At 55.8% G+C, this 25,794-nt stretch carries 23 protein-coding genes; 11 read left to right on the top strand and 12 right to left on the bottom strand.

Annotation, left to right across the window (positions count from 1 at the left end):
* Positions 1-74 precede the first annotated feature (74 nt).
* The 7 genes from cysA to LQK91_RS00935 all read right to left on the bottom strand — a co-directional run bounded on the left by cysA (position 75) and on the right by LQK91_RS00935 (position 5,695).
* Positions 75-1,163, bottom strand: a complete 1,089-nt coding sequence (cysA, locus tag LQK91_RS00965) for a sulfate/thiosulfate ABC transporter ATP-binding protein CysA (RefSeq protein ID WP_003848847.1) — start codon at positions 1,161-1,163, stop codon at positions 75-77.
* Positions 1,153-2,028 carry a sulfate/thiosulfate ABC transporter permease CysW gene (gene cysW / locus LQK91_RS00960; protein WP_008926532.1) on the bottom strand — a complete coding sequence of 292 codons (876 nt, stop codon included), beginning with the start codon at positions 2,026-2,028 and terminating at the stop codon, positions 1,153-1,155. The genes cysA and cysW overlap by 11 nt, the downstream gene beginning before the upstream one ends.
* Entirely contained in the window at positions 2,028-2,861 is an 834-nt protein-coding gene (cysT, locus tag LQK91_RS00955; protein ID WP_003848842.1) for a sulfate/thiosulfate ABC transporter permease CysT, read from the bottom strand. The genes cysW and cysT overlap by 1 nt, the downstream gene beginning before the upstream one ends.
* On the bottom strand, positions 2,861-3,877 hold the full coding sequence (locus tag LQK91_RS00950) for a sulfate ABC transporter substrate-binding protein (RefSeq protein ID WP_003848840.1): 1,017 nt from the start codon (positions 3,875-3,877) through the stop codon (positions 2,861-2,863). The genes cysT and LQK91_RS00950 overlap by 1 nt, the downstream gene beginning before the upstream one ends.
* A 252-nt stretch (positions 3,878-4,129) precedes the next feature.
* Complete coding sequence (locus LQK91_RS00945) at positions 4,130-4,747, bottom strand: RpoE-regulated lipoprotein (RefSeq protein WP_003848838.1); 618 nt, start codon at positions 4,745-4,747, stop codon at positions 4,130-4,132.
* Between the two features lie 65 nt (positions 4,748-4,812).
* Positions 4,813-5,280 (bottom strand): DUF2919 family protein, encoded by a 468-nt coding sequence (locus LQK91_RS00940; RefSeq protein WP_008926533.1) that lies wholly within the window; start codon positions 5,278-5,280, stop codon positions 4,813-4,815.
* Positions 5,270-5,695, bottom strand: a complete 426-nt coding sequence (locus LQK91_RS00935) for a GNAT family acetyltransferase (protein ID WP_003848834.1) — start codon at positions 5,693-5,695, stop codon at positions 5,270-5,272. The genes LQK91_RS00940 and LQK91_RS00935 overlap by 11 nt, the downstream gene beginning before the upstream one ends.
* A 207-nt stretch (positions 5,696-5,902) precedes the next feature.
* Between LQK91_RS00935 and amiA the strand changes: the two genes are divergently transcribed.
* The 5 genes from amiA to ampH all read left to right on the top strand — a co-directional run bounded on the left by amiA (position 5,903) and on the right by ampH (position 12,541).
* Positions 5,903-6,748 (top strand): N-acetylmuramoyl-L-alanine amidase AmiA, encoded by an 846-nt coding sequence (gene amiA, locus LQK91_RS00930; RefSeq protein ID WP_105098930.1) that lies wholly within the window; start codon positions 5,903-5,905, stop codon positions 6,746-6,748.
* A gap of 100 nt (positions 6,749-6,848) precedes the next feature.
* Complete coding sequence (hemF, locus tag LQK91_RS00925; protein ID WP_105098929.1) at positions 6,849-7,763, top strand: oxygen-dependent coproporphyrinogen oxidase; 915 nt, start codon at positions 6,849-6,851, stop codon at positions 7,761-7,763.
* Positions 7,764-8,109: 346 nt separating this feature from the next.
* A complete protein-coding gene (tal, locus tag LQK91_RS00920) occupies positions 8,110-9,060 on the top strand; it encodes a transaldolase (RefSeq protein ID WP_003848827.1) in 951 nt (316 codons plus the stop codon).
* Positions 9,061-9,117: 57 nt separating this feature from the next.
* Positions 9,118-11,118, top strand: a complete 2,001-nt coding sequence (gene tkt / locus LQK91_RS00915) for a transketolase (RefSeq protein WP_008926536.1) — start codon at positions 9,118-9,120, stop codon at positions 11,116-11,118.
* Positions 11,119-11,377: 259 nt separating this feature from the next.
* Positions 11,378-12,541, top strand: coding sequence for a D-alanyl-D-alanine-carboxypeptidase/endopeptidase AmpH (gene ampH, locus LQK91_RS00910; protein WP_003848822.1), 1,164 nt, complete (start codon positions 11,378-11,380; stop codon positions 12,539-12,541).
* Here ampH and LQK91_RS00905 read toward each other — a convergent pair.
* The 4 genes from LQK91_RS00905 to LQK91_RS00890 all read right to left on the bottom strand — a co-directional run bounded on the left by LQK91_RS00905 (position 12,538) and on the right by LQK91_RS00890 (position 16,573).
* Positions 12,538-13,611 (bottom strand): DUF1176 domain-containing protein, encoded by a 1,074-nt coding sequence (locus LQK91_RS00905; RefSeq protein ID WP_039659577.1) that lies wholly within the window; start codon positions 13,609-13,611, stop codon positions 12,538-12,540. The two genes, ampH and LQK91_RS00905, sit on opposite strands and share 4 nt — an antisense overlap.
* A gap of 189 nt (positions 13,612-13,800) precedes the next feature.
* Entirely contained in the window at positions 13,801-14,379 is a 579-nt protein-coding gene (gene nudK / locus LQK91_RS00900) for a GDP-mannose pyrophosphatase NudK (RefSeq protein WP_003848817.1), read from the bottom strand.
* Positions 14,380-14,523: 144 nt separating this feature from the next.
* Positions 14,524-16,020: an L-asparagine permease gene (gene ansP, locus LQK91_RS00895; RefSeq protein WP_008926539.1), complete on the bottom strand. Its 1,497-nt coding sequence runs from the start codon at positions 16,018-16,020 to the stop codon at positions 14,524-14,526.
* Between the two features lie 280 nt (positions 16,021-16,300).
* Entirely contained in the window at positions 16,301-16,573 is a 273-nt protein-coding gene (locus LQK91_RS00890) for a DUF1471 domain-containing protein (RefSeq protein WP_008926540.1), read from the bottom strand.
* Between the two features lie 257 nt (positions 16,574-16,830).
* Between LQK91_RS00890 and narQ the strand changes: the two genes are divergently transcribed.
* The 6 genes from narQ (at position 16,831) to LQK91_RS00860 (ending at position 24,851) form a co-directional block, all read left to right on the top strand.
* Positions 16,831-18,519, top strand: a complete 1,689-nt coding sequence (gene narQ / locus LQK91_RS00885) for a nitrate/nitrite two-component system sensor histidine kinase NarQ (protein WP_105098928.1) — start codon at positions 16,831-16,833, stop codon at positions 18,517-18,519.
* 128 nt (positions 18,520-18,647) lie between these two features.
* Positions 18,648-19,277, top strand: a complete 630-nt coding sequence (locus LQK91_RS00880) for a response regulator (RefSeq protein ID WP_008926542.1) — start codon at positions 18,648-18,650, stop codon at positions 19,275-19,277.
* A gap of 168 nt (positions 19,278-19,445) precedes the next feature.
* On the top strand, positions 19,446-22,562 hold the full coding sequence (gene acrD, locus LQK91_RS00875) for a multidrug efflux RND transporter permease AcrD (RefSeq protein WP_003848807.1): 3,117 nt from the start codon (positions 19,446-19,448) through the stop codon (positions 22,560-22,562).
* 580 nt (positions 22,563-23,142) lie between these two features.
* Positions 23,143-23,511 (top strand): ArsC family reductase, encoded by a 369-nt coding sequence (locus tag LQK91_RS00870; RefSeq protein WP_008926544.1) that lies wholly within the window; start codon positions 23,143-23,145, stop codon positions 23,509-23,511.
* 1 nt (position 23,512) lies between these two features.
* Positions 23,513-24,640 (top strand): succinyl-diaminopimelate desuccinylase, encoded by a 1,128-nt coding sequence (gene dapE, locus LQK91_RS00865; RefSeq protein WP_105098927.1) that lies wholly within the window; start codon positions 23,513-23,515, stop codon positions 24,638-24,640.
* A 22-nt stretch (positions 24,641-24,662) separates the two neighbouring features.
* Positions 24,663-24,851, top strand: coding sequence for a YpfN family protein (locus tag LQK91_RS00860; protein ID WP_003848800.1), 189 nt, complete (start codon positions 24,663-24,665; stop codon positions 24,849-24,851).
* 261 nt (positions 24,852-25,112) lie between these two features.
* Here the strand turns inward: LQK91_RS00860 and ypfH are convergent, their stop codons facing one another.
* Complete coding sequence (gene ypfH, locus LQK91_RS00855) at positions 25,113-25,793, bottom strand: esterase (protein WP_003848796.1); 681 nt, start codon at positions 25,791-25,793, stop codon at positions 25,113-25,115.
* Position 25,794: the final 1 nt, after the last annotated feature.

Here is a 25,794-nt window from a genome sequence, read left to right as displayed (position 1 = left end):
TTCCTGGCCTGTTACAAACGAGAGGCGAAAAAAAGGCGGGAGTCACACTCCCGCCCGTTGTTGATGAGAAAATATCAGGCGCTTTGTGCGAAGGCAACCGGGCGCAACGGTGTGTCACCTTTATAGAGGCGCGCCTGCTGCAGGCCTACGAAGAGACGCTCGCCACGAATCGGGGCCGTCTGATCACCTTCAAACACCAGCGAGAACGGCTCGCTCTGCCAGCCAGCAGGCTGCACCACCAGCTGCCAGAAGTGGCCACGCGGGCTCACTTCCAGCACCTGCACCGGTAACGGGGTTTCCAGACTGCTGCGGCGTGACACGTCGATTTCCCACGGACGCAGGAACAGCTCCACGGCGCCCTGATGTGCCGAGGTATAGCCCAGCGGCCAGTGATGCGCGCCCACGTGGAACTGCGATCCCTGAATTTCGCCATCAAAGCGATTCACTTCACCCAGGAACTCCAGCACAAAGCGGGTTGCCGGATCGCGCCACACATCATCTGGCGTGCCGACCTGTTCGATGTTGCCCTGGCTCATCACCACCACGCGATCGGCGACTTCCATCGCCTCTTCCTGATCATGGGTCACAAACACACTGGTGAATTTAATCTCTTCATGCAGCTGACGCAGCCAGCGGCGCAGCTCTTTACGTACCTGAGCATCCAGCGCGCCAAAGGGTTCATCCAGCAGCAGAATCTGTGGTTCAACCGCTAATGCACGCGCCAGGGCCACACGCTGTTTCTGGCCGCCCGACAGCTGTGCCGGGAAGCGATTCGCCAGATGGGCCAGCTGCACCATCTCCAGCAAACGGGTGACACGTTGTTTGATCTCCGCCGTTGAAGGACGTTCACGACGCGGCAGGACGGTCAGGCCAAAGGCGATGTTGTCGAACACCGTCATATGACGGAACAGCGCATAGTGCTGAAACACAAAACCGACCTGACGGTCGCGCGCATGCAGGCGGCTGACATCGTTGCCATGAAAACGGATCTGACCGCTGTTCTGATGCTCCAGCCCGGCGATAATACGCAGCAGCGTGGTTTTACCCGAGCCTGATGGGCCAAGCAGCGCCACCATTTCACCCGAGGCAATATCCAGAGAGATATCGTTCAGCACCGAGGTGCGACCAAAGGACTTGTTGATCTTGTTAATCTCAATGCTCATGATTTCCCTCCTGTTGCAGGCGTTTGTGCTGTTGCTCTAAACGCCACTGCACAATGCTTTTCAGAAACAGCGTCACAATTGCCATCAGGGTTAACAGTGCGGCTGCGGTGAACGCGCCAACGGTGTTGTAGTCCTGATGCAATAATTCAACCTGAAGCGGTAACGTATAGGTCTCACCGCGAATCGATCCCGAGACCACCGAGACCGCACCAAATTCACCAATCGCACGGGCGTTGGTCAGCACGATGCCGTACAGCAGCGCCCAGCGTATGTTCGGCAGCGTCACACGACGGAACATCTGCCAGCCAGAGGCGCCTAACAACACCGCCGCTTCATCTTCATGACTGCCCTGACTCAGCATCACCGGAACCAGTTCGCGGACCACAAACGGACAGGTCACAAACACCGTCGCCAGCACCATACCCGGCCAGGCAAACATAATCTGGATGTTATGCGCATCCAGCCAGCCGCCTGCCGGACCATTCACGCCCCAGAACAGCAGGTACATCAGACCGGCGACAACCGGCGACACGGCAAAAGGAATATCGAACAGGGTCAGCAGCAGCTGACGTCCCGGAAAGGTAAAGCGCGTGACCAGCCAGGCAAGCAGCGTGCCGAATACCAGGTTAACCGGAACGGTAATCAGTGCCACCATGACAGTCAGCCAGATAGCGTGCAGCATGTCCGGGTCGGCCAGATTGCTGAGCGCCACGATCAGGCCCTGATTGAGCGCCTCCCAGAAGATGGAGGCCATCGGCACCACCAGCAGCAGAACAGAAATCAGTACGCCAGTACCAATCAGCAGCCACTTGCCCCAGTTCACCGGCTGACGCGCCGCGTGATTAAGTTGTGAAACCTCAGCCATTAGTGACCTCCCAGACGACGGCCAAAGCGGCTCTGTAATGTGTTAATGGCGAATAACAGAATCAGCGAGGCCGTCAGGATCACCGAGGCGATGGCGCTGGCCGCCGGATAGTCGAACTCCTGCAGCCGGACAAAAATCATCAGGGAGGTCACCTCGGTTTTCCAGGCGATGTTACCGGCAATGAAAATCACCGCACCAAACTCACCCAGGCTGCGCGTAAAGGAGAGTGCCGTACCGGCCAGCAGCGCAGGGGCTACCTCTGGCAGCACCACGCGGCGGAAGCTCTGCCACGGTGTGGCACCCAGGGTTTCGGCGGCCTCTTCATACTCCGGGCCTAACTCTTCCAGCACCGGCTGTACGGTTCGTACCACAAACGGAATGCTGGTAAAGGCCATGGCAATGGCGATACCAATCCATGTGTAGGAAATTTTGATGTCGAAATGGGCGAACCACTGTCCGTACCAGCCGTTGACCGAAAAGAGTCCGGCCAGGGTGAGACCCGCTACGGCGGTAGGCAGTGCAAAGGGCAGATCCATCAGACCGTCCAGCAGTGCACGGCCCGGGAAGCGATAACGGGTCAGAATCCACGCCATCAGCATGCCGAACACGGCATTAAACAGTGACGCAACACCGGCAGAGAGCAGCGTCACTTTATAGGCGGCAATCAGCTGCGGGTTAGTCACCACATCCCAGTACTGCTGCAGCGTCATCTGCGACAGCTGCATGATCACCGCGCTGATCGGCAGCAGCAGAATCAGGCAGGTAAAGAGCAGGCTGGTGCCAAGGCTGAGACCAAAGCCGGGCAATACGCGTTTATGGCTGGCTGCAAACATTATCCGCGCCCCGCCGCTAACAATTTATCGAGCTCACCACCGCTGGCAAAGTGCGTCTTCATTACTTTGTCCCAGCCACCAAAGGCATCTTCCACCCGGAACAGGCTGGTCTGCGGGAAGCGATCTTTCTGCGCTGCCATCAGCTGTGGATTATTCACGCGATAGTAGTAGTGCGTAATAATATTCTGCGCTTCTGGGGTGTAGAGATAGTTCAGGTATGCGCTGGCCGCATCTGCGGTTTTGTTGGTGGCGACGTTCTTATCCACCCACGCCACCGGAAACTCCGCCAGAATATTGGTTTTCGGCACCACGACTTCATATTCATCTTTGCCGTACTGGTTACGGATGTTATTCACTTCCGACTCAAAGCTAATCAGGACGTCGCCCAGACCGCGCTCAGCAAAAGTCGTCGTCGCGCCACGACCACCGGTATCAAACACTTCCACGTTTTTCAGGAACTGCGTCATAAAGGCCTGCGTTTTGGCCTGATCGCCGCCATCGGCTTTGTCCGCTGCGCCCCAGGCGGCCAGATAGGTGTAGCGGCCATTACCGGACGTTTTCGGATTCGGGAAAATCAGCTTTACATCGCTGCGGGTCAAATCTGACCAGTCGTGAATCTGCTTTGGATTTCCTTTGCGCACCAGAAACGCCATGGTGGAGTAGAAAGGTGAGCTGTTGTTCGGCAGACGGCTTTTCCAGTCTGCGGCAATCAGGTTGCCTTTATCGTGCAGCACCTGCACATCCGTCACCTGATTGTAGGTCACCACATCCGCGCGCAGTCCCTGCAGGATAGCCAGCGCCTGTTTTGATGAACCGGCATGTGACATCTTGATAGTGAGCGGATCGCCTGGATGTGTGGCATCCCACTGTTTAACAAACGGAGCATTCAGGGCAACAAACAGCTCCCGCGACACATCGTAAGAGCTATTAAGAAGTTCAGTGGCGTTGGCTGCGCCAGCAAGGCTCAGCGACAACGCGATACCGCTCACGATTTTTTTCATCGCTTGTAATGTCATTTGGCACCCTGAAAAAGTTTGATGCGGATCTCACCCGCTGATGCATCAGTTTATTTATAACTCAGTGAAAACCAGTAACGGTTTTATATATCGTTTAATGATTTCAAAGTCGAAAAAAGCATAAGACGGCGGCAGAGTTTATGCACAAATCAGCAAAAGCCGATGGGGAGAGGGAACCGCGTGCAGCGTGGGCTGGCAGGGGTTCTGAGCTGTTCAGCGGCCGCCAGGGGGCGGCGCGCTGATAAGGCAGGCTTAACGCTGCCAGACAATCTTGCTGATTTTCCAGTTTTTCAGGGTATCGTCAGAAGGCATCAATCCTTCCGGCCCGTGCCAGTCGCCATGATAGACATAAGTCAGATGCTGAGTGCCTGGCGCACGGCACGCCACGTCACGCGCGTCGGGGCCGCTGGCTAAGGTGCAGTTGTCGAAGGCTTTGCTGAACTTATTACTGAAGGCATCACCCACTTTGCTGCCGTCGCTGCTGGCGATCGCGCTGTCCATGACCTCGATACGATCGACCTGCGACTCTCCGTAAATCACCAGCTTAACTTTTCCATCATTCAGCGCCTGCCAGAATGAAATCACCTGACCATTCTCGCTACGCATGCCCTGTCGCAGCGAATAGTCACCGTTCAGTCCGGCACTGATCGCGTCCTCTTTCATGGCGGTCGAGGCGGTTAACCCACCCACGCCCTGTTCAGTCGCGGTCAGCGTGGAACCAAACCAGTTCCATGGCAGCGCAGAAGACCAGTGATACGTCAGCGGATTCCACCAGCTTGCCTGCTGGCTGCTGTCAGCGCCGGAACCCGAACTGGCACAGCCGCTCAGTGCAACGGCGGCGATCAGTAGCGTGGAACGAACAGCTTTCATGAGAACTCCTGTAAATACGATGCCGGAAAGGCGGAAATGATTGGAGTCGCAAAGCGACAAAAAGTTTAGTTGAGATGGTGTTCGGGCAGAAAGCAGTCGCGGCAGCGGCGATTAAACTGCAGCCAGATCAACGCCAGCAGGTCGAACAGCGTCAGCAACAAGGGCAGCGGTGAGCTGAGCAGATCACCCTGCACAAACTGCCAGCCCTGCCAGAGGAGATTCACCAACAGCGACAGCGCCAGTACGCTGCGCCAGTGCTGCCAGAGTCGCGGCAGGCGCGTGCGATAACCGGTCAGCAGCAGGCCCGCCAGCGCGGGTAAACCCAGTGCCAGTCCGATCCAGAACGCCTGACGATCCGGATAGAACAGCGCCAGCAGACCGTTGCCCTGTTGACGTGACGCGCCAGCCATCGCCAGCAGCAGCCAGGTTCGGGCCTGAAGCAACAGGATTAGCCAAAAAAGAAACGGCAGCCGTAGCTGCCCTTTCGCGTCGTATTCGTCCGGCTGATAGCCAGGCAACGGATTAGTATTCACGATCTTCAATCAGACGCTTACCAAACAGCAGCGCATCAACCGGCTCATAATCGAGCTTCTCATAAAACGCCACCACCTGATCGTTCTCTTCACGAATCATCAGATGCAGTTTCGGACAGCCTCGCGCGATCAGCTTTTTCTCCAGACGGTTCATCAGCGCATTCGCGAAGCCGCGTCCCTGATAGTCAGGATGCACCGCCAGGTAATACGCCGCGCCACGGTGACCATCGTAACCGCCCATCAGCGTGCCAACGACGACACCGCCCACTTCAGCGACCAGAAAGAGATCGGGGTCGTGATTCATTTTGCGTTCGATATCCAGCTCCGGATCGTTCCATGGCCGTAACAAATCGCAACGTTCCCATAAGGTGATCACTTCTTCAAAATCTTCCTGGCGGAAGGCGCGGATTTCCATCTTCTTTACCTGCAAATAAGCACAATTTGCTGATTATCACGCATTCTCTGCTGCACGCAACCCTCCATGGCGAGGGACAAATAAAAAAGCGCAAATTTCCTGTTCGCGACCTGCAATACAAAGTAATGCCCTGAAATGGTTCTGTGATCGCAGGCAGCAGAGGCTTAGGCTATAACACCGGCAAGATTCCTGTTACCGGACCCCCACATGCACCTGCTTAAACGTTTGATTCATCGTCGTCAGTTACTGCTTTCCGGGCTGGCGCTAGCCATTTTAACGCCGCGTGCGGTTCAGGCTAAAGAAAAAACCCTGACCGGAGCAAATCCTCATACGCGCCCGGCTCCACCAGCGAAAAACGGCAAACGCATCGTCATGATCGATCCTGGCCACGGTGGCATCGACTCCGGTGCTGTTGGCGAAGAGGGTTCAGAAGAGAAACACATCGTGCTGGAGATCGCTGGCAACGTGCAGCGCCAGCTCCAGAGCCATCCGCGCATTGAAGTGCGCCTGACCCGCGACAGCGACCATTTTATCCCGCTCTATCAGCGCGTCGAGATCGCGCATCAGCACGGCGCCGATCTCTTTATGTCGATTCATGCCGACGGCTTTACCAGCCCCGACGCCAGTGGCGCCTCCGTATTTGCGCTCTCTAATCGTGGGGCCAGCAGCTCCATGGCGCGTTACCTGTCACAGCGGGAGAACGATGCAGACAAACTGGGCGGCGTGAAAGCGCAGCAGCAGGATCACTATCTGCAGCAGATCCTGTTCGACCTGGTGCAGACTGACACCATCAAGAACAGCCTGACACTGGGCAAGCACGTGCTGGACCAGATCCGACCGGTGCATCATCTTCATAGCCAGCACACCGAGCAGGCGGCCTTTGCGGTACTCAAGTCACCGTCGATCCCCTCGGTGCTGGTTGAGACTTCCTTTATTACCAATCCGCACGAAGAGCAATTACTCGGCACGACGGCGTTTCGCCAGAAAATTGCCTCTGCAATTGCCAGCGGCATCGTCAATTACTTTGATGAGTTTGACCGCCGCAACGCCTGATGCAGATAGCCGGTTTAGGTCCGGGCACTCGCCGTACTCATGCAAGCGGCGCGGTTTTGCGTATAATCGCGTCAGACTTTGACAAACGATAAGCGAAAAGATGGCTGATATTTCACGCGTAAAAGCATTCCTGCTCGCACTGCAGGATGAGATTTGTAACCAGCTGGCAGCTGAAGATGGCGGCGCACAGTTTGCCGAGGATAGCTGGCAGCGTCCTGGCGGCGGCGGCGGTCAGAGCCGCGTCCTGCGCAATGGCGCGGTCTTTGAGCAGGCAGGCGTCAACTTTTCGCATGTGCATGGCGATCAGATGCCAGCATCAGCGACCGCGCACCGGCCAGAGCTGGCGGGTCGTAGCTTTGAAGCGATGGGGGTCTCTCTGGTGATCCACCCGAACAATCCCTATGTGCCCACCAGTCACGCCAACGTGCGCTTCTTTATCGCCGAGAAACCGGGTGCCGATCCAGTCTGGTGGTTTGGCGGCGGCTTTGACCTGACCCCCTTTTATGGCTTCGAAGAAGATGCGCTGCACTGGCATCAGACTGCAGCAAATATTTGTCAGCCTTTTGGTGAAGATGTTTATCCACGCTACAAAAAATGGTGCGACGACTATTTTTATCTGAAGCATCGTGATGAGCAGCGCGGCATTGGCGGTCTGTTTTTTGACGATCTCAATACGCCCGACTTTGAGCAGAGCTTCAGCTTTATGCAGTCGGTAGGCCGCGGCTTTATCGATGCTTATCGGCCCATTGTGGCGCGCCGTAAAGATCATCCTTGGGGCGATCGTGAGCGCCAGTTCCAGCTCTACCGCCGTGGTCGCTATGTGGAGTTTAATCTGGTGTGGGACCGTGGCACGCTGTTTGGCCTGCAGACCGGTGGCCGCACAGAATCGATCCTGATGTCGATGCCACCGCTGGTGCGCTGGGAATATGATTACCAGCCCGAGGCCGGCTCTCCTGAAGCGGCTCTCTATCGCGATTTCCTGCCGGTGAAAAACTGGCTGAACCTGCCCGTCTGATTTCTTCTGCCGCTGCAGCGCGAGCCTGCCTCCGCGCTGCGCTTACCTCTCTCCTGATCGGTTTATTCTTTTTTACAGGGCACGGATTGCTACAGTGCAGCCTGCGTCATTCCGCGTGACTGCTATGCTTACAGATGGAATATGGCGCATCCCACGGTAAAAACCGCATGACGGCTCCTTCGCACCGCCTCGCAGCGCAACAATCAGAGAAACCGCATTTCCATCAGAAAGTCTCTGTTGCAATGTTATGGGTTCGCGTTACCGGTAGCAGAACATGCCACAGACCGGCTGCGAGGCCTGAGGTGCTCCCTGTTCGCTTTCATTTTTCTTTTCAAGGAGTTTAGAGATGAATCAGTTAGAAGCCCTAAAACAGTTCACCACCGTGGTGGCGGACAGTGGTGATATCGAATCGATTCGTAATTACCATCCGGAAGATGCTACCACCAACCCCTCACTCATTCTGAAAGCGTCCGGTCTCGAAGGGTATAAACACCTGATGGATGACGCGATTGAGTACGCCAAAAAACAGGGTGGCAGCAAAGAGACCCAGATTATTAATGCCAGCGACAAAGTGGCGATCAACCTCGGTATGGAAATCCTGAAGAGCATACCGGGCCGTGTTTCGACCGAAGTGGATGCGCGCCTCTCCTTCGATCGTGGCATGTGTGTCACCAAAGCAGAAAAACTGATTCGGATGTATGAAGAGCACGGTATCGACCGCTCTCGCGTACTGATTAAGCTGGCGTCGACCTGGGAAGGTATCCGTGCAGCAGAAGAGCTGGAGAAAAACGGCATTAAGTGCAACCTGACACTGCTCTTCTCCTTTGCCCAGGCGCGTGCCTGTGCCGAAGCGGGCGTGTTCCTGATCTCCCCGTTTGTTGGCCGCATCTATGACTGGTACAACTCACGCAAGCCGATGGAACCCTATGTGGCGGATGAAGATCCCGGCGTGAAGTCTGTGCGTCGCATTTACGATTACTACAAAAAGCACCGTTACAGCACCATCATCATGGGTGCCAGCTTCCGTAAAGTGGAGCAGATTATCGCGCTGGCGGGCTGCGATCGCCTGACGATCTCCCCTAACCTGCTGGAAGAGATGCAGAACAGTGATGCGCCGCTGGAGCGCAAACTGGAGCCCTCCACAGAAGGCTTCCATCAGCCATCGCCGCTCTCCGAAGCGGAGTTCCGCTGGGAACATAACCAGGACCCGATGGCCGTTGAGAAACTCTCTGACGGCATCCGCCAGTTCGCGGTTGACCAGCAGAAACTGGAAGATGTGCTCGCCGCACGTCTGTAGTCCTCATTTTAATCGGGCGGGACATTCCCGCCCTGATGCATAACAAGGGAGAACTGTATGTCCTCACGCAGAGAGTTGGCAAACGCGATCCGTGCACTGAGCATGGATGCCGTTCAGAAGGCAAATTCAGGCCACCCCGGTGCGCCGATGGGTATGGCCGATATCGCCGAAGTGTTGTGGCGCGACTTCCTCCAGCACAATCCGACCAATCCCGCCTGGCTTGATCGCGACCGCTTTATCCTCTCCAACGGCCACGGCTCCATGCTGCTTTATAGCCTGCTGCACCTCAGCGGCTATGACCTGCCAATTGAAGAGCTGAAAAATTTCCGCCAGCTGCACTCTAAAACGCCAGGTCACCCGGAAATTGGTTACACCCCAGGCGTTGAAACCACCACCGGCCCGCTGGGTCAGGGACTGGCTAATGCCGTGGGTCTGGCGATTGCAGAACGCACGCTGGCCGCGCAGTTTAACCGTCCGGACCATGACATCGTCGATCACCACACCTATGTGTTTATGGGCGATGGCTGTCTGATGGAAGGGATCTCGCACGAAGTCTGTTCACTGGCGGGCACCCTGGGCCTGGGTAAACTGATCGGCTTCTACGACCATAACGGTATTTCAATCGATGGTGAGACCGAAGGCTGGTTTACCGACGACACCCACAAACGCTTTGAGTCCTACAACTGGCATGTGATTGGCGACATCGACGGACATGACGCTGATGCTATTCGTGACGCCATTAAAGAAGCACAGAGCGTTACCGATAAGCCTTCACTGATTATCTGCCGCACCATTATCGGTTTCGGGTCACCGAACAAAGCCGGTAAAGAGGAGTCGCACGGCGCAGCGCTGGGTGAGGCTGAAGTTGCCCTGACCCGTAAGCAGCTGGGCTGGAACTACCCGGCGTTTGAAATCCCGGCTGAAATCTACCAGCAGTGGGATGCCAAAGCGGCGGGTGCTGAACGTGAAAAAGCCTGGGATGCGAAATTTGCCGCTTACAAAGCGGCCTATCCTGAGCTGGCGAAAGAGTATGAACGCCGCATGAATGGCGAAATGCCGGCCAACTGGGAAACTGAAGCAGCCCGTTTCATTCAGGAACTGCAGGCTAATCCGCAGAAAATCGCCAGCCGCAAAGCGTCACAAAATTCGCTGGAAGCGTACGGTAAAATGCTGCCGGAATTCCTTGGCGGCTCAGCTGATTTGGCACCGAGTAACCTCACTATCTGGTCAGGCTCCAAATCGATCAAAGAGGATCCGGCCGGTAACTACATTCACTACGGCGTACGTGAATTTGGTATGACGGCGATTGGTAACGGTATCGCGCACCATGGCGGTTTCGTTCCTTACACTGCCACCTTCCTGATGTTTGTTGAATATGCGCGAAACGCCGCGCGTATGGCGGCGTTAATGAAGGCGCGTCAGATTCTGGTCTATACCCATGACTCCATCGGTCTGGGTGAAGATGGCCCGACGCACCAGCCGGTTGAGCAGATCGCCAGCCTGCGTCTGACACCAAACATGAGCGTATGGCGTCCTTGTGACCAGGTGGAAACGGCGGTGGCGTGGAAAGCGGCTATTGAGCGCCATCACGGTCCAACCGCGCTGATCCTCTCCCGTCAGAACCTGCTGCAGCCGGAACGTACGCCGGAGCAGATCGAAAATATCAAACGCGGCGGCTACGTGCTGAAGGATTGCGACGGCACGCCAGACGTGATTCTGATCGCCACCGGTTCTGAGATTGAGATCACGCTGGGTGCAGCAGAAAAGCTCACCACGGGCGGTCACAAGGTGCGGGTGGTTTCACTGCCTTCAACTGACCTGTTTGATGCGCAGGATGCCGCTTACCGCGAATCTGTTCTGCCGAGCGGCGTGAAAGCGCGTGTGGCAGTCGAAGCAGGTATTGCTGACTACTGGTTCAAGTATGTCGGTCTGGATGGTGCAATTGTCGGGATGACCACCTTTGGTGAGTCCGCCCCTGCCAGCCAGCTGTTCGCAGAGTTTGGCTTCACGGTTGAGAATATCGTCAGCCATGCTGAAGCATTACTCAAGCCCGTTTAAGGCCTGCGCCCTTCCCGGCTCACCGGGAAGGGCCATTTCATCTTAAAAACTGAAACAGAAAAAAACCTCTATTCCCCTCTTCACGCCCCGCGCAAACTGATTACTATAGAGCCGTCCTATTCAATGCTGCCTGTACGCTGGCTGGCCCTCTTTTCCTGCTGTTGTTCCTGCCGGGATAAAAACGGGTCTGACCTGCCGCATTCTGATGAGTGAAGGCAGATTTTCTCCGATATCTATAGCGAAGCCACTTCCGTTGAACATGCGTACACCCTATTTACTGGCCCTGATGGTTTCACTGCTTCCTTTAAAAAGCATGGCGCAGGTCGCGCCCGATCCGCTGCTGGCTTCTCAGATTGTTGATCGCTATGCGGAACATATTTTTTATGGCAGCGGTGCAACCGGCATGGCGCTGGTGGCGATAGATGGCAATCAGCGGGTGTTCGCCAGCTTCGGTGACACCCGTCCCGGCAACAATGTGCGTCCACAGAAAGATTCACTGATTCGCATCGCCTCGCTGAGTAAGCTGATGACCAGTGAAGTGATGGTGAAGATGGCTGAACGCGGACAGATTCGCCTTGACGATCCCCTGAGTAAATATGCGCCTCCAGGTGCACGCGTGCCCACGTATAACGGCCAGCCTATTCGCCTGATTAATCTCTCAACCCACACCAGCGGACTGCCGCGCGAACAGCCAGGCGGCAAAGCGCAGCGTCCGGTGTTTGTCTGGCCGACGAAAAGCGAGCGCTGGACATGGCTGGCGCGCGCCAGCCTTAAAGCGGCACCCGGCAGCAGTGCCGCCTACTCCAACCTGGGCTACGATCTGTTGAGCGATGCGCTGTCACGCGCCGCCGGCACCCCTTATCCGGCGCTGTTTCAGCAACTGATAACCCGCCCGCTGGGCATGAAAGACACCACCTTTACGCCGTCGCCTGAGCAGTGCGGACGCCTGATGGTGGCGGAGAAAGGTGCCAGCCCGTGTAATAACACGCTGGCGGCGATCGGCAGCGGCGGCGTCTATTCCACGCCGGATGATATGGGCCGCTGGATGCAGCAGTTCCTTAACTCTTCGGTAAACCATCGCACGCCGCAGATCGATAGACTGCAAACGCTGATTTACCGTCGCGATCAGCTGCACAAAGTTGAAGGCATGGATGTGCCAGGTAAAGCGGATGCACTGGGTATGGGCTGGGTCTATATGGGGCCAAAAAATGGTCGCCCGGGCATTATTCAGAAAACCGGCGGCGGTGGCGGTTTCATCACCTATATGGCGATGGTGCCGCAGCATAACGTTGGGGTGTTTGTCGTGGTGACGCGCTCGCCGCTGACCCGCTTTACGCCAATGAGCGACGGCGTGAACAATATGCTGGCCGAACTGGTGGGTAACCAACTGGGCTCACCGATGATGGTGCAGGCCATTCCTTAACGCTGCTGTACGCTACCGTCAGACTGGCTGACCCACAGGGTTGGCCAGTCATCACTGCTGTGCCAGGCGTCACAGGTCGACTCTTCCGCATACTCCGCTAACACAAAACGCGTGCCATCAAACTGCCAGCGTGTCGCACTGCCACAATCGCCCAGTCCCCGTCCTTTACCAAAGGTGTAGAGCTGGCCGCTGGCCGCATCATACTCGGCGTTAATCAGCTCCAGCTGACGATCGCTGGCACCCGGCGGTGTAAACGGCAACGTTAAGGTAATACCCCGCGCCACGTAAGGCTGGCTGCGCGTCACTTCAAACGCCAAATCGATCACGTTATAGGCCCCCATTTCACAACTGACCAGCAGCAGCGCGCGCTGGTCAGTAAGGGGAGCCACGCTGACTTCCCGGCGTAGCGGATCGAGTGAACAGGAATCGGTATTGACCCGCCAGGTGCCGTAATCAATGAGTCCGCTGGTCTCATCGCGCGTCAGTGCTGCGGGCGGCTCGACAGCAGGCGGCAATGGCGGCAGCGCAGGCGGCGGCGGAACGTCCCAGCTGGCACGGTCGCCACGTTTGATCCACGCGCTCAGGCTGTTTACCCGACCCTGGGTGTCATCCATCAGCAACAGTGCAGCTTTCATGCCGCGCAACGAGATCAGCGCATTGGGATCAAAGGTGAGCTGCAGGGTTTTCGCCTCCATCACCAGATCAAGGAACTCATCTATCGCGATGGTATTGCTGGTGGCGAGATGATGAGGTTCTACCGTCCAGTGTTTGAGGTCGGGCTTAAGGCGGCGCTGATCGAGCAGCAGGTTATCCTGAAGCGGACCGCCAGGCAGCGCACCACTGTAGGCGCTGCCATAGTCAATACGCAGCAAGGGGCGATCGTTGACGCCCGCATGACGCGAAATCGTCATCACCAACCCTTTGTCGCCTGGAATATTGCGCGCCACGCAAAAGGCGACATTGTTGCAGGTAATTTGCCAGTCGTTGAATGACTTTTGCAACGGTTCCGCCTGAACACAGGCAACCCACAAAGACGGCAACAGCCACAGCGATTTCATCCAATACGACATTAAGAAAATCGATCCCCGAATAACCAGAATGGAGAGGATAGCGCATCAACGGGCCTGGCAGGGTTCGCATTCTGTGAACCTGTGCAAAAAGCGCAGTTAAGTGCTTAAAAAGCGTACATAAGGTGGATAAAGCTGCATCCTTCCACGTTCAGCGCTGCTGCGCGGCAACAGGTATGACAGATGGGTTTCCTAAGGCCTCAGCCATCCCGCAATCTGCGCATGCTGTAGCAGCATAATGGTTTTACCGTCGCGAATACGGCCATCGGCCACCATCGCCAGCGCATCAGGGAAGCTCAGTTCCAGCACATCAATTGACTCATCCTCAACGCCACCGCCTGGGTTGTCGCGCAGTGATTCGTTGTATTCTGCCGCAAAAAAGTGGACCAATTCCGTGACGCCGCCCGGCGACATATAGCAGGTAAAAATTTTCTCCACCTCACCGACTGCATATCCGGTCTCTTCAATCGCCTCTTTGCGGATGCAATCTTCCGGGGAGTCGTCGTCCAGCAAGCCCGCGCAGGCTTCAATTAACATGCCGCCGTCGTTGCCGTTGACGTACGTCGCGATGCGGAACTGGCGCGTCAGGACGACGCTGTTCTTTTCGCGATTATAGAGCAGGATGGTCGCCCCGTTTCCGCGATCGTAGACTTCGCGTTTATGACGGATAACCTCGCCACGGCGATCGGTGATGTCATAGGTGTAGTTGCGCAGCACAAACCAGTTTTCAGACAGGAGCTTATTTTTGATGATGTTGATCTTAAACGACATGGAGACTCCGCTACCGCATAAAGGGAGTTATTCATCATAGGGCCAGGCTTGCCGGAAAACTATCCTAATTCGCATTGCCAGATAGGCGATTAGCGGCCAAAAAAAAGCCAGCCCGAAGGCTGGCCCTGATTGATGCAGACCTGATCAGCGTGACGTATCGTCAGCCAGTCGGGTTGACTGAGGCTCATCCTCATGATGATCCTGTTCGGTCTGCGCGATAGCGTTAACACGCTTACGCACACCAAACCATCCCAGCACCAGCAGCACTGCAATCAGCGGAATAGAGGCAATGGTGTACGTCCCGTTCGGGTAGTCAAACGCCATCAGCACCAGCACGCTGAACAGGAACAGCAGCGTCAGCCATGAGGTGAACGGCGCACCTGGCAGCTTGAAGCTGACATCATCTGCTTTGCCTTCTTTGATCGCTTTGCGCAGACGCAGCTGGCAGACCACGATAAAGGCCCAGGAGGAGATAATGCCCAGTGAGGCAACGTTCAGGACGATCTCAAATACCTGAGAAGGCACATAGTAGTTAAGCACTACACCAATGACATAAACGGCAATGGTGACGAGAATACCGGCATAAGGGACCTGCTGACCGTTCATCTTTGACATGAATTTCGGTGCAGAGCCACCCATCGACATGGAACGCAGAATACGCCCGGTTGAATAGAGGCCGGAGTTCAGGCTGGAGAGCGCTGCGCTCAGGACCACGATGTTCATGATGCTGCCAACGTAAGGCACGCCAAGTTTCGAGAAGAATGTCACGAATGGACTCTGGCCCGCCTGATAGGCATTCCATGGCAGCAGCAGCACCAGCAACACAACCGAACCGACATAGAACAGACCAATACGCCAGATCACACTATTGATCGCTTTCGGCAGCATGGTTTGCGGGTCTTTACATTCACCGGCCGCCGTACCGACCAGCTCAATTGAGGCAAAGGCGAATACGACGCCCTGAATCAGCACCAGCGCGGGCAGCAGGCCGTGCGGGAACAGGCCGCCGTTATCAGTAATCAGATGGAAACCGGTGCTGTTGCCATCCAGCGGCTTGCCGGTGCCAAGAAACACCACACCCACCACCAGGAAAATCACAATCGCCAGCACTTTCACCAGCGCAAACCAGAACTCCATCTCGGCAAACCACTTAACGCCAATCATGTTCATGGTGCCGACAATTGCCAGCGCGCCCAGTGCAAAGACCCATTGTGGCACATCACCAAACGCGCCCCAGTAGTGCATGTAAAGCGCAACGGCGGTGATATCGACGATACCGGTCATCGCCCAGTTGACGAAATACATCCAGCCTGCAACGTAGGAGGCTTTCTCACCCAGGAATTCACGGGCATAAGAGACAAAGCTGCCACTGCTCGGGCGGTGTAACACCAGTTCGCCCAGCGCACGCAGAATGAAGAAGGAGAAGATGCCACACACCAGATAGATGAGGGCTAACGCGGGGCCTGCAGCCTGCAAGCGGCCACCTGCACCCAGGAACAAACCGGTGCCGATAGCACCGCCGATCGCAATCATCTGAACGTGACGGTTACCCATCGCTTTCTGGTAGCCAGCATCGTGAGAATTCAGCCAGCGCCGTTTCGCAGCGCGCATCTCACCTGGGGTTTTCTTTTTGGATTTCATAGCATTCCTGTTTGTCCGGACTATCAGTCGTCGTCTCCCCAATGCGGACGTAACGTCCTGCAAAATGGGGGATTTTCCTCTGTGCCTTTGCCCGTGAGTGAGTGCCGGGCAACGCGGGAATTTACGGCGATGAATCCTACCCGTTCTGCAAGAACGAAGCAAAATATACCGGGCAGATGCACAGGCTGATTTGTAAGAATCCATCATGATGCACAAAAACAAAAAAACCGGCCATTTTCAGGCCGGTAAAAGCTACAGGGATGGAAACAGGAGGGTTGGGTTAGCGATAAATCTCTGCGGTGCCGCTCCACAAGCTGGAATCGCCTGGATTATCGACACCGATAACACGGTAATGGCTGGCGCCCATCTCTTGCGCTTTTTGCGATAACTGGCGATTCGCATCATCCAGTGAACCGCGTACGCCGGAAACAGACACACTGCCGATGCTCTGCATACCCAGCGCCTGTGACCGATCGACTGGCGCGGCGGCGAAGGTGGCAAATGAGGCGGTAGCCAGTAAAGCACCCGCCAGTACAGCACTCAGTTTTTTCATTGGATGCTCCTTGATCTGTGATCGGGATTGCGTTGCTAATGACTGAGTGAATTATTAGCGCTGCAATGAAAAGCAACATCGGCACGATGTAAACCTGTTCCCTTTTTAACCGTAAAATCGTAACGCATCCTGGGAAGTGTCAGTCGAGGTCATTTTATGTGCGACCTGTAATGTCCTGTGCGATAAACAGGGAAGGGATCATTTGCGTTGCGTGACTTCGCTCATATAATTCCCCCACTCAGAAGAGGGCCATTCATGTGATCGTTAAACGTTCAGTTACACAAAGCATCGCTCGGGCCCTCAGCGCCATTGTCCTGCTGTCGCTGCTCACCACCAGTCTGGCCTTAGTCACGCTACTCAGCAGTCAGCGCGACGCCGAGGCGATTAATCTGGCGGGTTCACTGCGCATGCAGAGCTATCGCATGGCCTGGGATGCCAGCCGTCAGCCGCAAAACCTGCCGCAACATTTCGCGCGCTATCAGCAAACGCTGGATGCGCCAGTGCTGCACAATCTTGATCGGCCCTGGGTACCACGCGAAGTGGGCGTTCGCTACCAGCGACTGCGCGCCGCCTGGCCTCTCCTGAAACAGGCGTTGCAACGGGGTGATAGCGTGGCCTTGCAGCAGCAGGTGCCCATTTACGTCGGGGAAATTGATCGCTTTGTTCTGGGTCTGCAACGCTATACCGAATTAAAAATGCATCTGGTGGCCGCCAGCAGCCTGGTCGGTGTTATTGCGATTGTGGCGCTGGCGCTCATGACGATTCGCTTTACCCGACTGCATGTCGTGCGGCCACTGAATGCGCTGGTCAAGGCCAGCCGCTACGTCGAGAATGGCAACTTTGCTTTTCCGCCGTTGCACGTTGAGCAACAAAATGAGCTGCGGGTTCTGTCGCATGCCTTTAGCGGTATGGCGGCACGCCTGCATTCGCATTACCAGTTGCTGGAGAGTACGGTTCGCGCAAAGACGGAAGACTTAACTCAGGCGAATCGCACGCTGTCGCTACTCTATGACAGCTCACAAATGCTGACCGCCAGCCCACTGCATCCGGCGTTGTTTGAAGCGGTGCTGACCACGGTGCTGACGCGTGAAAAACTGACGGCAATCTGGCTCGAGAGCGACCAGTTTCAGTTCCGCGCCGGTGACGAAAAGGCTGCTGGTGAGTGGCAACGTCAGCCATTACAGCAGGATGAGCAGCAGATTGGCGAATTACGCTGGCAGACATGTGGCGCTTCCCCACCGGATGAGCTGATGCGCAGTCTTGCGGCGATGCTGGGACGCGCAATCTGGATCTGGCAGGCACAGCAGCAGTATCAACAAATGCTGCTGATTGAAGAGCGAACGACGATTGCCCGGGAATTACATGACTCACTGGCGCAGTCACTCTCCTTTTTACGTATTCAGCTGACCCTGTTACGCCGCACCGTGGACAAGGATGACAGTGCCGCCCATGCGATTATCGCTGACTTCGATCAGGCGCTGGCTGATGCCTACCGTCAGTTGCGCGAACTGCTGACCACCTTCCGCCTGACCATTGAGCAGGCAGGTCTGGTGGCGGCGATGCGGGCAATGATCGCCTCGTTGCAGGAAAAGAGCGGCGCAGAGATACATTTCAACTATCAGACCGGCCTGCAGAATCTGGAGGCACAGCAGCAGGTGCATGTCTTGCAGATCGCCCGGGAGGCGTTGCTGAATGCGATCCATCATGCGAGTGCGCAGGTGATCAACGTGGACTATCAGCACAGCAATAAGGGTGAGCACTTACTTACGATAACGGATGACGGCGTGGGCATCGGCAGTACTGACGAACCTCCAGGCCATTACGGTCTGACGATTATGGCTGAACGTGCCCAGCGCCTTAATGGTAATCTGACCCTTCATGCACAGGATCAAGGGACACGGGTTGAACTGCGCTTTCCACCGCAACCGGCACGGCAGCTAACGTAATTTATCCTTCAAATAATTAAAACACGCTACTGGCTACAGATAGCAGGCTATTAAAGGCTGAACACAGGCATACCGGTGCGCGATACGTGTTGCCCCGCCGCAGTCTGAAACGATAAAACGGAGAAATTATGCAACAGCCCGCATTAACATTGATGATTGTGGATGATCACCCTCTGATGCGCCGCGGCGTTCGTCAGCTGCTGGCACTGGATCCCCGGCTGGACGTGATCGCCGAGGCTAACAATGGCACCGAAGCGCTGGCGGAAGCCCGCCGTCAGGAACCTGACATCATTCTGCTCGACCTCAATATGAAAGGCATGTCCGGGCTGGATACCCTAAAGGCGCTGCGCCACGAAGGTATCAGCTCGCGCATCCTGGTGCTGACCGTCTCCGATGCCCGCAGTGATATTTTTGCCATGGTGGATGCCGGTGCCGACGGCTATCTGCTCAAGGACAGCGAGCCAGAGATTCTGCTGGGACATATTCTGCAGGCATCGCGGGGCGAGAAAGTCTTTAGTGAGGGCGTCGCCAGCTATCTGGATAACCGTCAGCACAGCGCCGACCCTCTGCGTCTTCTCACTGACCGCGAGTGCGACGTGCTCCAGGAGGTGGCGCGTGGCCTGTCAAACAAAGAGATCGCTGCCATTCTGCATATCTCTGAAGAGACAGTGAAAGTGCATATCCGTAACCTTCTGCGTAAGCTGGATGTCCGTTCACGCGTTGCCGCCACGGTGATGTGGCTTGAAAGCCGCAAATAGCCAACGAATTTACATTTTCTCCTCAATTTCTCCACGATTTCCCTCGCTGCCGCACGTAAAGTGAAAGGCGGCGGAGAATCGTGGCAAAGACCCTGCGACCTTTCTGCCTGTGCGCCCGTTGCCGGTGGGCCTGACCGATAATAATAAGTCCTGAGGAGTGTCGATTTAATGTCGAATTTCTTTATCGACCGCCCCATTTTTGCCTGGGTGCTGGCGATTCTGCTGTGCCTGTGTGGCACCCTTTCGATTATTTCGCTGCCTGTTGAGCAGTATCCCGATCTGGCTCCACCTAATGTGCGTATCACCGCTAACTATCCCGGCGCATCCGCCGAGACGCTGGAAAACACCGTGACTCAGGTGATCGAGCAGAACATGACCGGCATCGATAATCTGATGTACATGTCCTCGAACAGCAGCAACACCGGTCAGGCGCAAATCACCCTCACCTTTACTGCCGGGACCAATCCCGACGAAGCCCGCCAGCAGGTTCAGAACCAGTTGCAGTCCGCCCTGCGCAAATTGCCGCAGGCGGTGCAGTCGCAGGGCGTGACGGTCAACAAAACCGGTGACAGCAATATTCTGATGGTGGCCTTCGTCTCGACCGACGGCAGTATGGATAAGCAGGATATTTCAGACTATGTCGCCAGTAATATTCAGGACCCGCTGAGCCGTATTGATGGCGTTGGCCAGGTTGATGCTTATGGCTCGCAATATGCGATGCGCATCTGGCTCGATCCCAACAAACTGATCGCTTACGCGCTCACCACCGACGATGTCGTTAATGCAATCCAGTCGCAGAATACCCAGGTGGCTGTGGGTCAGGTCGGTGGCCTGCCGTCGGTGGAGAAACAGGCACTTAACGCCACGGTCAACGCCCAGTCGATGCTGCAGACCCCCGAGCAGTTCCGGGCCATTACCCTGAAGAACAATCCCGACGGTTCTGTGGTGACGCTGGGCGATGTTGCCACCGTGGCGCTGGGCGCAGAGAAGTATGATTATCTGAGCCGCTATAACGGCCAGCCTGCGTCAGGCCTGGGCGTGAAGCTCGCGTCCGGTGCTAATGAGATGAACACCGATAAGCTGGTACGGGCGCGTATAGAGGAACTCTCGCACTATTTCCCTCACGGCCTGGAAGCAAAAATTGCCTATGAAACCTCGCCGTTCGTCAAAGCATCAATTACCGATGTGGTGAAGACGCTGCTTGAAGCAATCGTGCTGGTATTTGGCGTGATGTATCTGTTTATGCAGAACTTCCGCGCCACCTTAATTCCCACCATTGCGGTGCCGGTAGTGCTGTTTGGCACCTTTAGCGTCCTTTATGCCTTTGGATTCAGCATCAATACCCTGACCATGTTTGCCATGGTGCTGGCGATAGGACTACTGGTGGATGATGCCATTGTGGTGGTGGAAAACGTTGAACGCATCATGCATGAAGAGGGACTTTCGCCGCGTGCTGCCACACGAAAATCGATGGGACAGATTCAGGGTGCACTGGTGGGTATTGCGCTGGTGCTCTCTGCGGTGTTTGTGCCAATGGCGTTTTTCGGCGGTACCGTTGGCGCCATTTATCGTCAGTTCTCTATCACCATTGTCTCGGCGATGGTGCTGTCAGTGCTGGTGGCGATGATCCTGACGCCAGCGCTCTGTGCCACACTGCTCAAACCCGCTACGCAGGGCGAGGTGCACGAGCGTCGCGGCTTCTTCGGCTGGTTCAATCGCCACTTTAATCGTAACGCTGACCGCTATGAACGCGGCGTTGCGGGCATCCTGCGCACAGGTGGTCGCTGGCTGCTGGTCTATGTCGCGATTATTGGCCTGATGGCGTTTCTGTTTCTGCGTCTGCCGACGTCGTTTCTGCCGCTGGAAGATCGCGGCGTATTCCTGACTCAGGTTCAGCTTCCGGCAGGTGCGACGCTTGAGCAAACGGCCAGCGTCGTTGCCAAAGTCGAAAATTATTATCTCACCGAGGAGAAGGCCAACGTACTGTCGGTTTTCTCCACTATCGGTGCCGGGCCGGGCGGCAATGGACAGAACGTCGCACGTCTGTTTGTCCGTCTGAAAGACTGGGAAGCGCGGCCCGGCGCCGATCGGACTTCGTTTGCGATTATCGATCGCGCGACCAAAGCGTTTCAGAAGATTAAAGAGGGCCGGGTTATTGCCAGCAGTCCACCTGCTATCACCGGCATGGGCAGCAGCTCTGGTTTTGACATGGAACTGCAGGATCACGCCGGTATCGGCCATACCCAACTGATGGCGATGCGCGACAAACTGCTGGAGATGGCCGGCAACGATAAGTCGCTGTCACGGGTACGGCACAATGGACTGGATGACAGTCCGCAGCTGCAGATCGATGTGGATGCCCGTAAAGCGCAGGCGCTGGGCGTGTCGCTGGATACCATCAACGACACGATGACCACGGCCTGGGGCTCAACCTATGTGAACGACTTTCTTGATCGCGGCCGGGTGAAAAAGGTCTATGTACAGGCCGCCGCCGAATTCCGCATGCTGCCGGACGACGTCAATAAGTGGTATGTGCGCAACAGCAGCGGCAAAATGGTCCCCTTCTCCGCGTTTGCCACCAGCCGCTGGGAGACCGGCTCACCCCGTCTTGAACGCTATAACGGTTATTCTTCACTGGAGATTGTCGGGGAAGCGGCTAATGGCGTCAGCAGCGGCACGGCAATGGACGAGATGGAAAAGCTGGTGAATGCCCTGCCGCTGGGCGTCGGGTTCCAGTGGACAGGTGCTTCTTATCAGGAGCGCCTCTCTGGCTCACAGGCACCGGCGCTGTATGCGATATCGTTGCTGGTTGTATTCCTCTGCCTGGCCGCACTGTATGAAAGCTGGTCAATTCCGTTCTCGGTGATGCTGGTGGTCCCACTGGGTGTCGTCGGCGCGTTGATTGCGACCTGGCTGCGCGGACTGGAGAATGATGTCTACTTCCAGGTGGGCCTGCTGACAGTCGTCGGGTTATCCGCCAAAAACGCCATCCTGATTGTGGAATTTGCTAATGAGATTAACAGTAAAGGACGCGAACTGGTGGAGTCCACGCTGGAGGCATCGCGTCAGCGTCTGCGACCGATTCTGATGACCTCGCTGGCCTTTATCTTTGGCGTGCTGCCGATGGCAATCAGCAGCGGCGCAGGCTCCGGCAGTCAGCACGCGGTAGGAACCGGTGTGATGGGTGGAATGATCTCCGCCACGCTGCTGGCGATCTTTTTTGTGCCGCTGTTCTTTGTGCTGGTTCGCCGTCGCTTCCCGCTTAAAGAGAAGCCACTCGACTGATCACTGAGGCAAATAAAAAGCGGCCACTGATGTCAGTGGCCGCCTTATTTCTGTGTGTGGTAAGAATTCCAGTCAGCAGGTTTACCCCGCCTTTACCTCAGCCTGTTACTTGTTGCGTAACATTGCTTCGATAAATTCTTTCCAGGTTCCCATTTCAGTGTCAATCATGATGCCCTCTCTTATTGTGCTGGCGATGTTACGCTCTTTTTTTAATCAGGTGAATACGGTTACACCTGTTTTATTTATCGGCAAGCCTGATAAAAACATGAATTCTGCCGGTTCTGGAAGCTGACGCACATTTCAGCAACTCCTTAACCCGATTGAAAATAATTTATTTTAAGCCCAGCGGTAGACTATTTTATCTGCATGGCGAAATTCCGAATAAAATAATGCTAAGCAGGGTAATGATTACCTGAGAAATTGACAGCGGTTACCCGAGGATAAACGGTGGCTTTCACGACACGATCGCGGGTCAGATTCCCGCGCCCCGGCAACTGCCGCAACGGATCACACTATGGTAAACTCGCGCTTTGGCTGCTTTTTTAGCTTTTACTTCTCACAGGACAATAAGGATCGGGCAATGAGCACGCAGTGGGTGATGTTCGGGATTAAAAATTGCGACACCATAAAAAAAGCCCGGCGCTTTTTAACAGACGCAGGCGTTGAGTATCACTTTCACGATTACCGTGCCGATGGCCTGAGCGATGTCCTGCTGCAGGAATTTATCGATGCGCTGGGCTACGAAGCCCTGCTTAATACCCGCGGCACCACCTGGCGTAAACTGCCAGAGACCGACCGTGAAGGGGTTACCGATGCCAGCAGCGCCAAAGCGCTGATGCTGGCGCATCCCGCCATGATTAAGCGCCCGCTGTTGCGCACCCCGGATGGCAGTTTGCTCGCCGGTTTCAGCGAAGCCACCTATCAGAATGCTATCCAGGAGAGGTCATAATATGTTTTGCCCGGTCATTGAGCTGACGCAGCAGCTTATTCGTCGCCCTTCCCTCAGCCCCGATGATGCCGGATGTCAGGCTCTGCTGATCGCCCGTCTTGAAACTATTGGTTTTAAGATTGAAACGATGAACATCGACGACACCCTGAATTTCTGGGCCACCCGTGGCGAAGGTGAAACACTGGCGTTTGCCGGTCACACCGATGTGGTGCCGCCTGGCGATGCCAGTCGCTGGATCAACCCACCTTTTGAGCCCACCATACGCGATGGCATGCTGTTTGGTCGTGGTGCGGCCGACATGAAAGGTTCACTGGCCGCCATGGTGGTAGCTGCCGAACGTTTTGTTGCAGCACGTCCCCATCACAGAGGGCGACTCGCCTTTATGATTACCTCTGATGAGGAGGCCAGCGGGACCAACGGCACGGTTAAAGTGGTTGAACGGCTGATGGCGCGCCGGGAACGGCTCGACTATTGCCTGGTCGGTGAGCCGTCCAGTACGGAAGTGGTCGGTGACGTGGTGAAAAATGGCCGTCGTGGATCAATTACTGCCAACCTGACGGTGCATGGTGTGCAGGGGCACGTCGCCTATCCGCACCTTGCGGATAATCCGGTCCACCGGGCAATGCCAGCACTGAATGAGCTGGTCGCCACGGAGTGGGATCAGGGGAATGAGTTCTTCCCGGCAACCAGCATGCAGATTGCCAATGTCCAGGCGGGCACCGGCAGCAACAACGTGATTCCTGGCGAGCTGTTTGTGCAGTTTAACTTCCGCTTCAGCACTGAACTCACTGATGAGCTGATTCGTCAGCGCGTCGAAGCATTGCTGGATCGTCACCAGCTGCGTTACACCATTGAGTGGAAACTTTCGGGTCAACCCTTCCTGACCACGCGCGGTAAGCTGGTTGATGCCGTCGTAAAAGCTGTCGCGCACTATAATGAAATTAAGCCGCAGCTGCTGACTACGGGTGGAACCTCTGATGGCCGGTTTATTGCCCGGATGGGGGCGCAGGTGGTTGAACTGGGACCGGTAAATGCCACCATTCATAAAATCAATGAGTGTGTGAAAGCTTCAGATCTGCAGATGCTGAGCCGGATGTACCAACGCATCATGGAACAACTGATCGCCTGATGGCGATGTTAAGGAGCAGCAAATGGAATTTATTAAAGATTACTGGTGGATCCTGGTGATCCTGCTGATGGTTGGCGTGCTGATGAACGTTTATAAAGATCTGAAACGCATCGATCACAAGAAGTTTATGGATAACAAACCAGACCTGCCGCCGCATCGTGATTTCAACGATAAATGGGATGACGACGATAACTGGCCGAAGAAGAAGTAAACGAAAATGCCCCTGCTCTGCAGGGGCATTTTTATTGTTCTTCATAAAGTCAGCCCTCATCAGCGTTAAGATCGAGCCTGCGCAGGGTACACGGTCAGATCGGAAAGTCGCTAAAGCCAATCCATGGCCGCTCGGCCCGCACCGTCCCTGGCGCGGGACGCTTTCCTCCTCTGACCGAGCTCCCTGCGTGTTGAATTTATGCGTAGCGGCGGGATTACCCCCGGTTCGGCATTGTCAGCAATCTGCTCTGCAGGGGCATTTTTACATCAACGCGATAACGTCATCGTCACCGGGTTTTGCGCCGCTTAACGCCTCATCAAAGTAGCGTTTTGGCACCGTATAACGCAGATGATTCAGCGCCAGTTCCATACTGCGATGATCGATGGCATGCGCCAGATCGTCAACGATGTCCAGAGTGACGTCGCCCCCGCGGGCGGTCAGCCGCTGCTCCGCCTCCTGTGCATGGTGCAACGGGATCTGCTCATCATAATCACCGTGGATCAGATGAATCGTGGTGCGGGTACTGGCTTTCTCCGGCAGCGTGATAAACCTGCCATTGAACACCACCGCGCGGCCCGCCAGATCAGGATTCGCTTTGACGCCTTCCAGCACCATACTGCCACCCTGGGAAAAACCGACTAAGGCTGTCGCTTCCGCCCGCACGCCGCTCTTTTTTTGCCAGTGACGCACCGACTCGACAAACTGCGGCATCGCCGCATCAACCCGCTGCTGGATAGTCTGATCGTGCAGGTCAGTTTCGCCAAACCACTGACGAACCGCGCCAGGCGAGCCAACGGACACCACCAGCGCGTCGGGGAAGGTTTTCGCAAACCAGTGACCAATCTCACCCATTGAATCCGGGTTATCGCCAACGCCATGGTAGAGCAGAAACAGCTGTGCTGTGGTAGCAGGCTGTTGAACGATTACATATTTCAGTGTCATG

It is taken from the genome of Pantoea sp. MHSD4, from assembly GCF_021043305.1.
Classification (GTDB): domain Bacteria; phylum Pseudomonadota; class Gammaproteobacteria; order Enterobacterales; family Enterobacteriaceae; genus Pantoea; species Pantoea eucalypti.
The sequence above is the reverse complement of the archived record's forward strand: the minus strand, read 5'-3'. Positions and strand labels throughout refer to the sequence as shown.

Excerpts from the sequence above, each read along its gene's own strand:
- acrD (WP_003848807.1), top strand. The coding sequence starts at position 19,446 with ATGTCGAATTTCTTTATCGACCGCCCCATTTTTGCCTGGGTGCTGGCG.
- LQK91_RS00890 (WP_008926540.1), bottom strand. The coding sequence starts at position 16,573 with ATGAAAAAACTGAGTGCTGTACTGGCGGGTGCTTTACTGGCTACCGCC.
- LQK91_RS00905 (WP_039659577.1), bottom strand. The coding sequence starts at position 13,611 with ATGTCGTATTGGATGAAATCGCTGTGGCTGTTGCCGTCTTTGTGGGTT.
- cysW (WP_008926532.1), bottom strand. The coding sequence starts at position 2,028 with ATGGCTGAGGTTTCACAACTTAATCACGCGGCGCGTCAGCCGGTGAAC.
- LQK91_RS00860 (WP_003848800.1), top strand. The coding sequence starts at position 24,663 with ATGGAATTTATTAAAGATTACTGGTGGATCCTGGTGATCCTGCTGATG.
- LQK91_RS00950 (WP_003848840.1), bottom strand. The coding sequence starts at position 3,877 with ATGACATTACAAGCGATGAAAAAAATCGTGAGCGGTATCGCGTTGTCG.
- LQK91_RS00870 (WP_008926544.1), top strand. The coding sequence starts at position 23,143 with ATGAGCACGCAGTGGGTGATGTTCGGGATTAAAAATTGCGACACCATA.
- cysT (WP_003848842.1), bottom strand. The coding sequence starts at position 2,861 with ATGTTTGCAGCCAGCCATAAACGCGTATTGCCCGGCTTTGGTCTCAGC.
- hemF (WP_105098929.1), top strand. The coding sequence starts at position 6,849 with ATGGCTGATATTTCACGCGTAAAAGCATTCCTGCTCGCACTGCAGGAT.
- LQK91_RS00945 (WP_003848838.1), bottom strand. The coding sequence starts at position 4,747 with ATGAAAGCTGTTCGTTCCACGCTACTGATCGCCGCCGTTGCACTGAGC.
- ampH (WP_003848822.1), top strand. The coding sequence starts at position 11,378 with ATGCGTACACCCTATTTACTGGCCCTGATGGTTTCACTGCTTCCTTTA.
- tkt (WP_008926536.1), top strand. The coding sequence starts at position 9,118 with ATGTCCTCACGCAGAGAGTTGGCAAACGCGATCCGTGCACTGAGCATG.
- ypfH (WP_003848796.1), bottom strand. The coding sequence starts at position 25,793 with ATGACACTGAAATATGTAATCGTTCAACAGCCTGCTACCACAGCACAG.
- dapE (WP_105098927.1), top strand. The coding sequence starts at position 23,513 with ATGTTTTGCCCGGTCATTGAGCTGACGCAGCAGCTTATTCGTCGCCCT.
- nudK (WP_003848817.1), bottom strand. The coding sequence starts at position 14,379 with ATGTCGTTTAAGATCAACATCATCAAAAATAAGCTCCTGTCTGAAAAC.
- ansP (WP_008926539.1), bottom strand. The coding sequence starts at position 16,020 with ATGAAATCCAAAAAGAAAACCCCAGGTGAGATGCGCGCTGCGAAACGG.
- LQK91_RS00935 (WP_003848834.1), bottom strand. The coding sequence starts at position 5,695 with ATGGAAATCCGCGCCTTCCGCCAGGAAGATTTTGAAGAAGTGATCACC.
- cysA (WP_003848847.1), bottom strand. The coding sequence starts at position 1,163 with ATGAGCATTGAGATTAACAAGATCAACAAGTCCTTTGGTCGCACCTCG.
- amiA (WP_105098930.1), top strand. The coding sequence starts at position 5,903 with ATGCACCTGCTTAAACGTTTGATTCATCGTCGTCAGTTACTGCTTTCC.
- tal (WP_003848827.1), top strand. The coding sequence starts at position 8,110 with ATGAATCAGTTAGAAGCCCTAAAACAGTTCACCACCGTGGTGGCGGAC.
- LQK91_RS00880 (WP_008926542.1), top strand. The coding sequence starts at position 18,648 with ATGCAACAGCCCGCATTAACATTGATGATTGTGGATGATCACCCTCTG.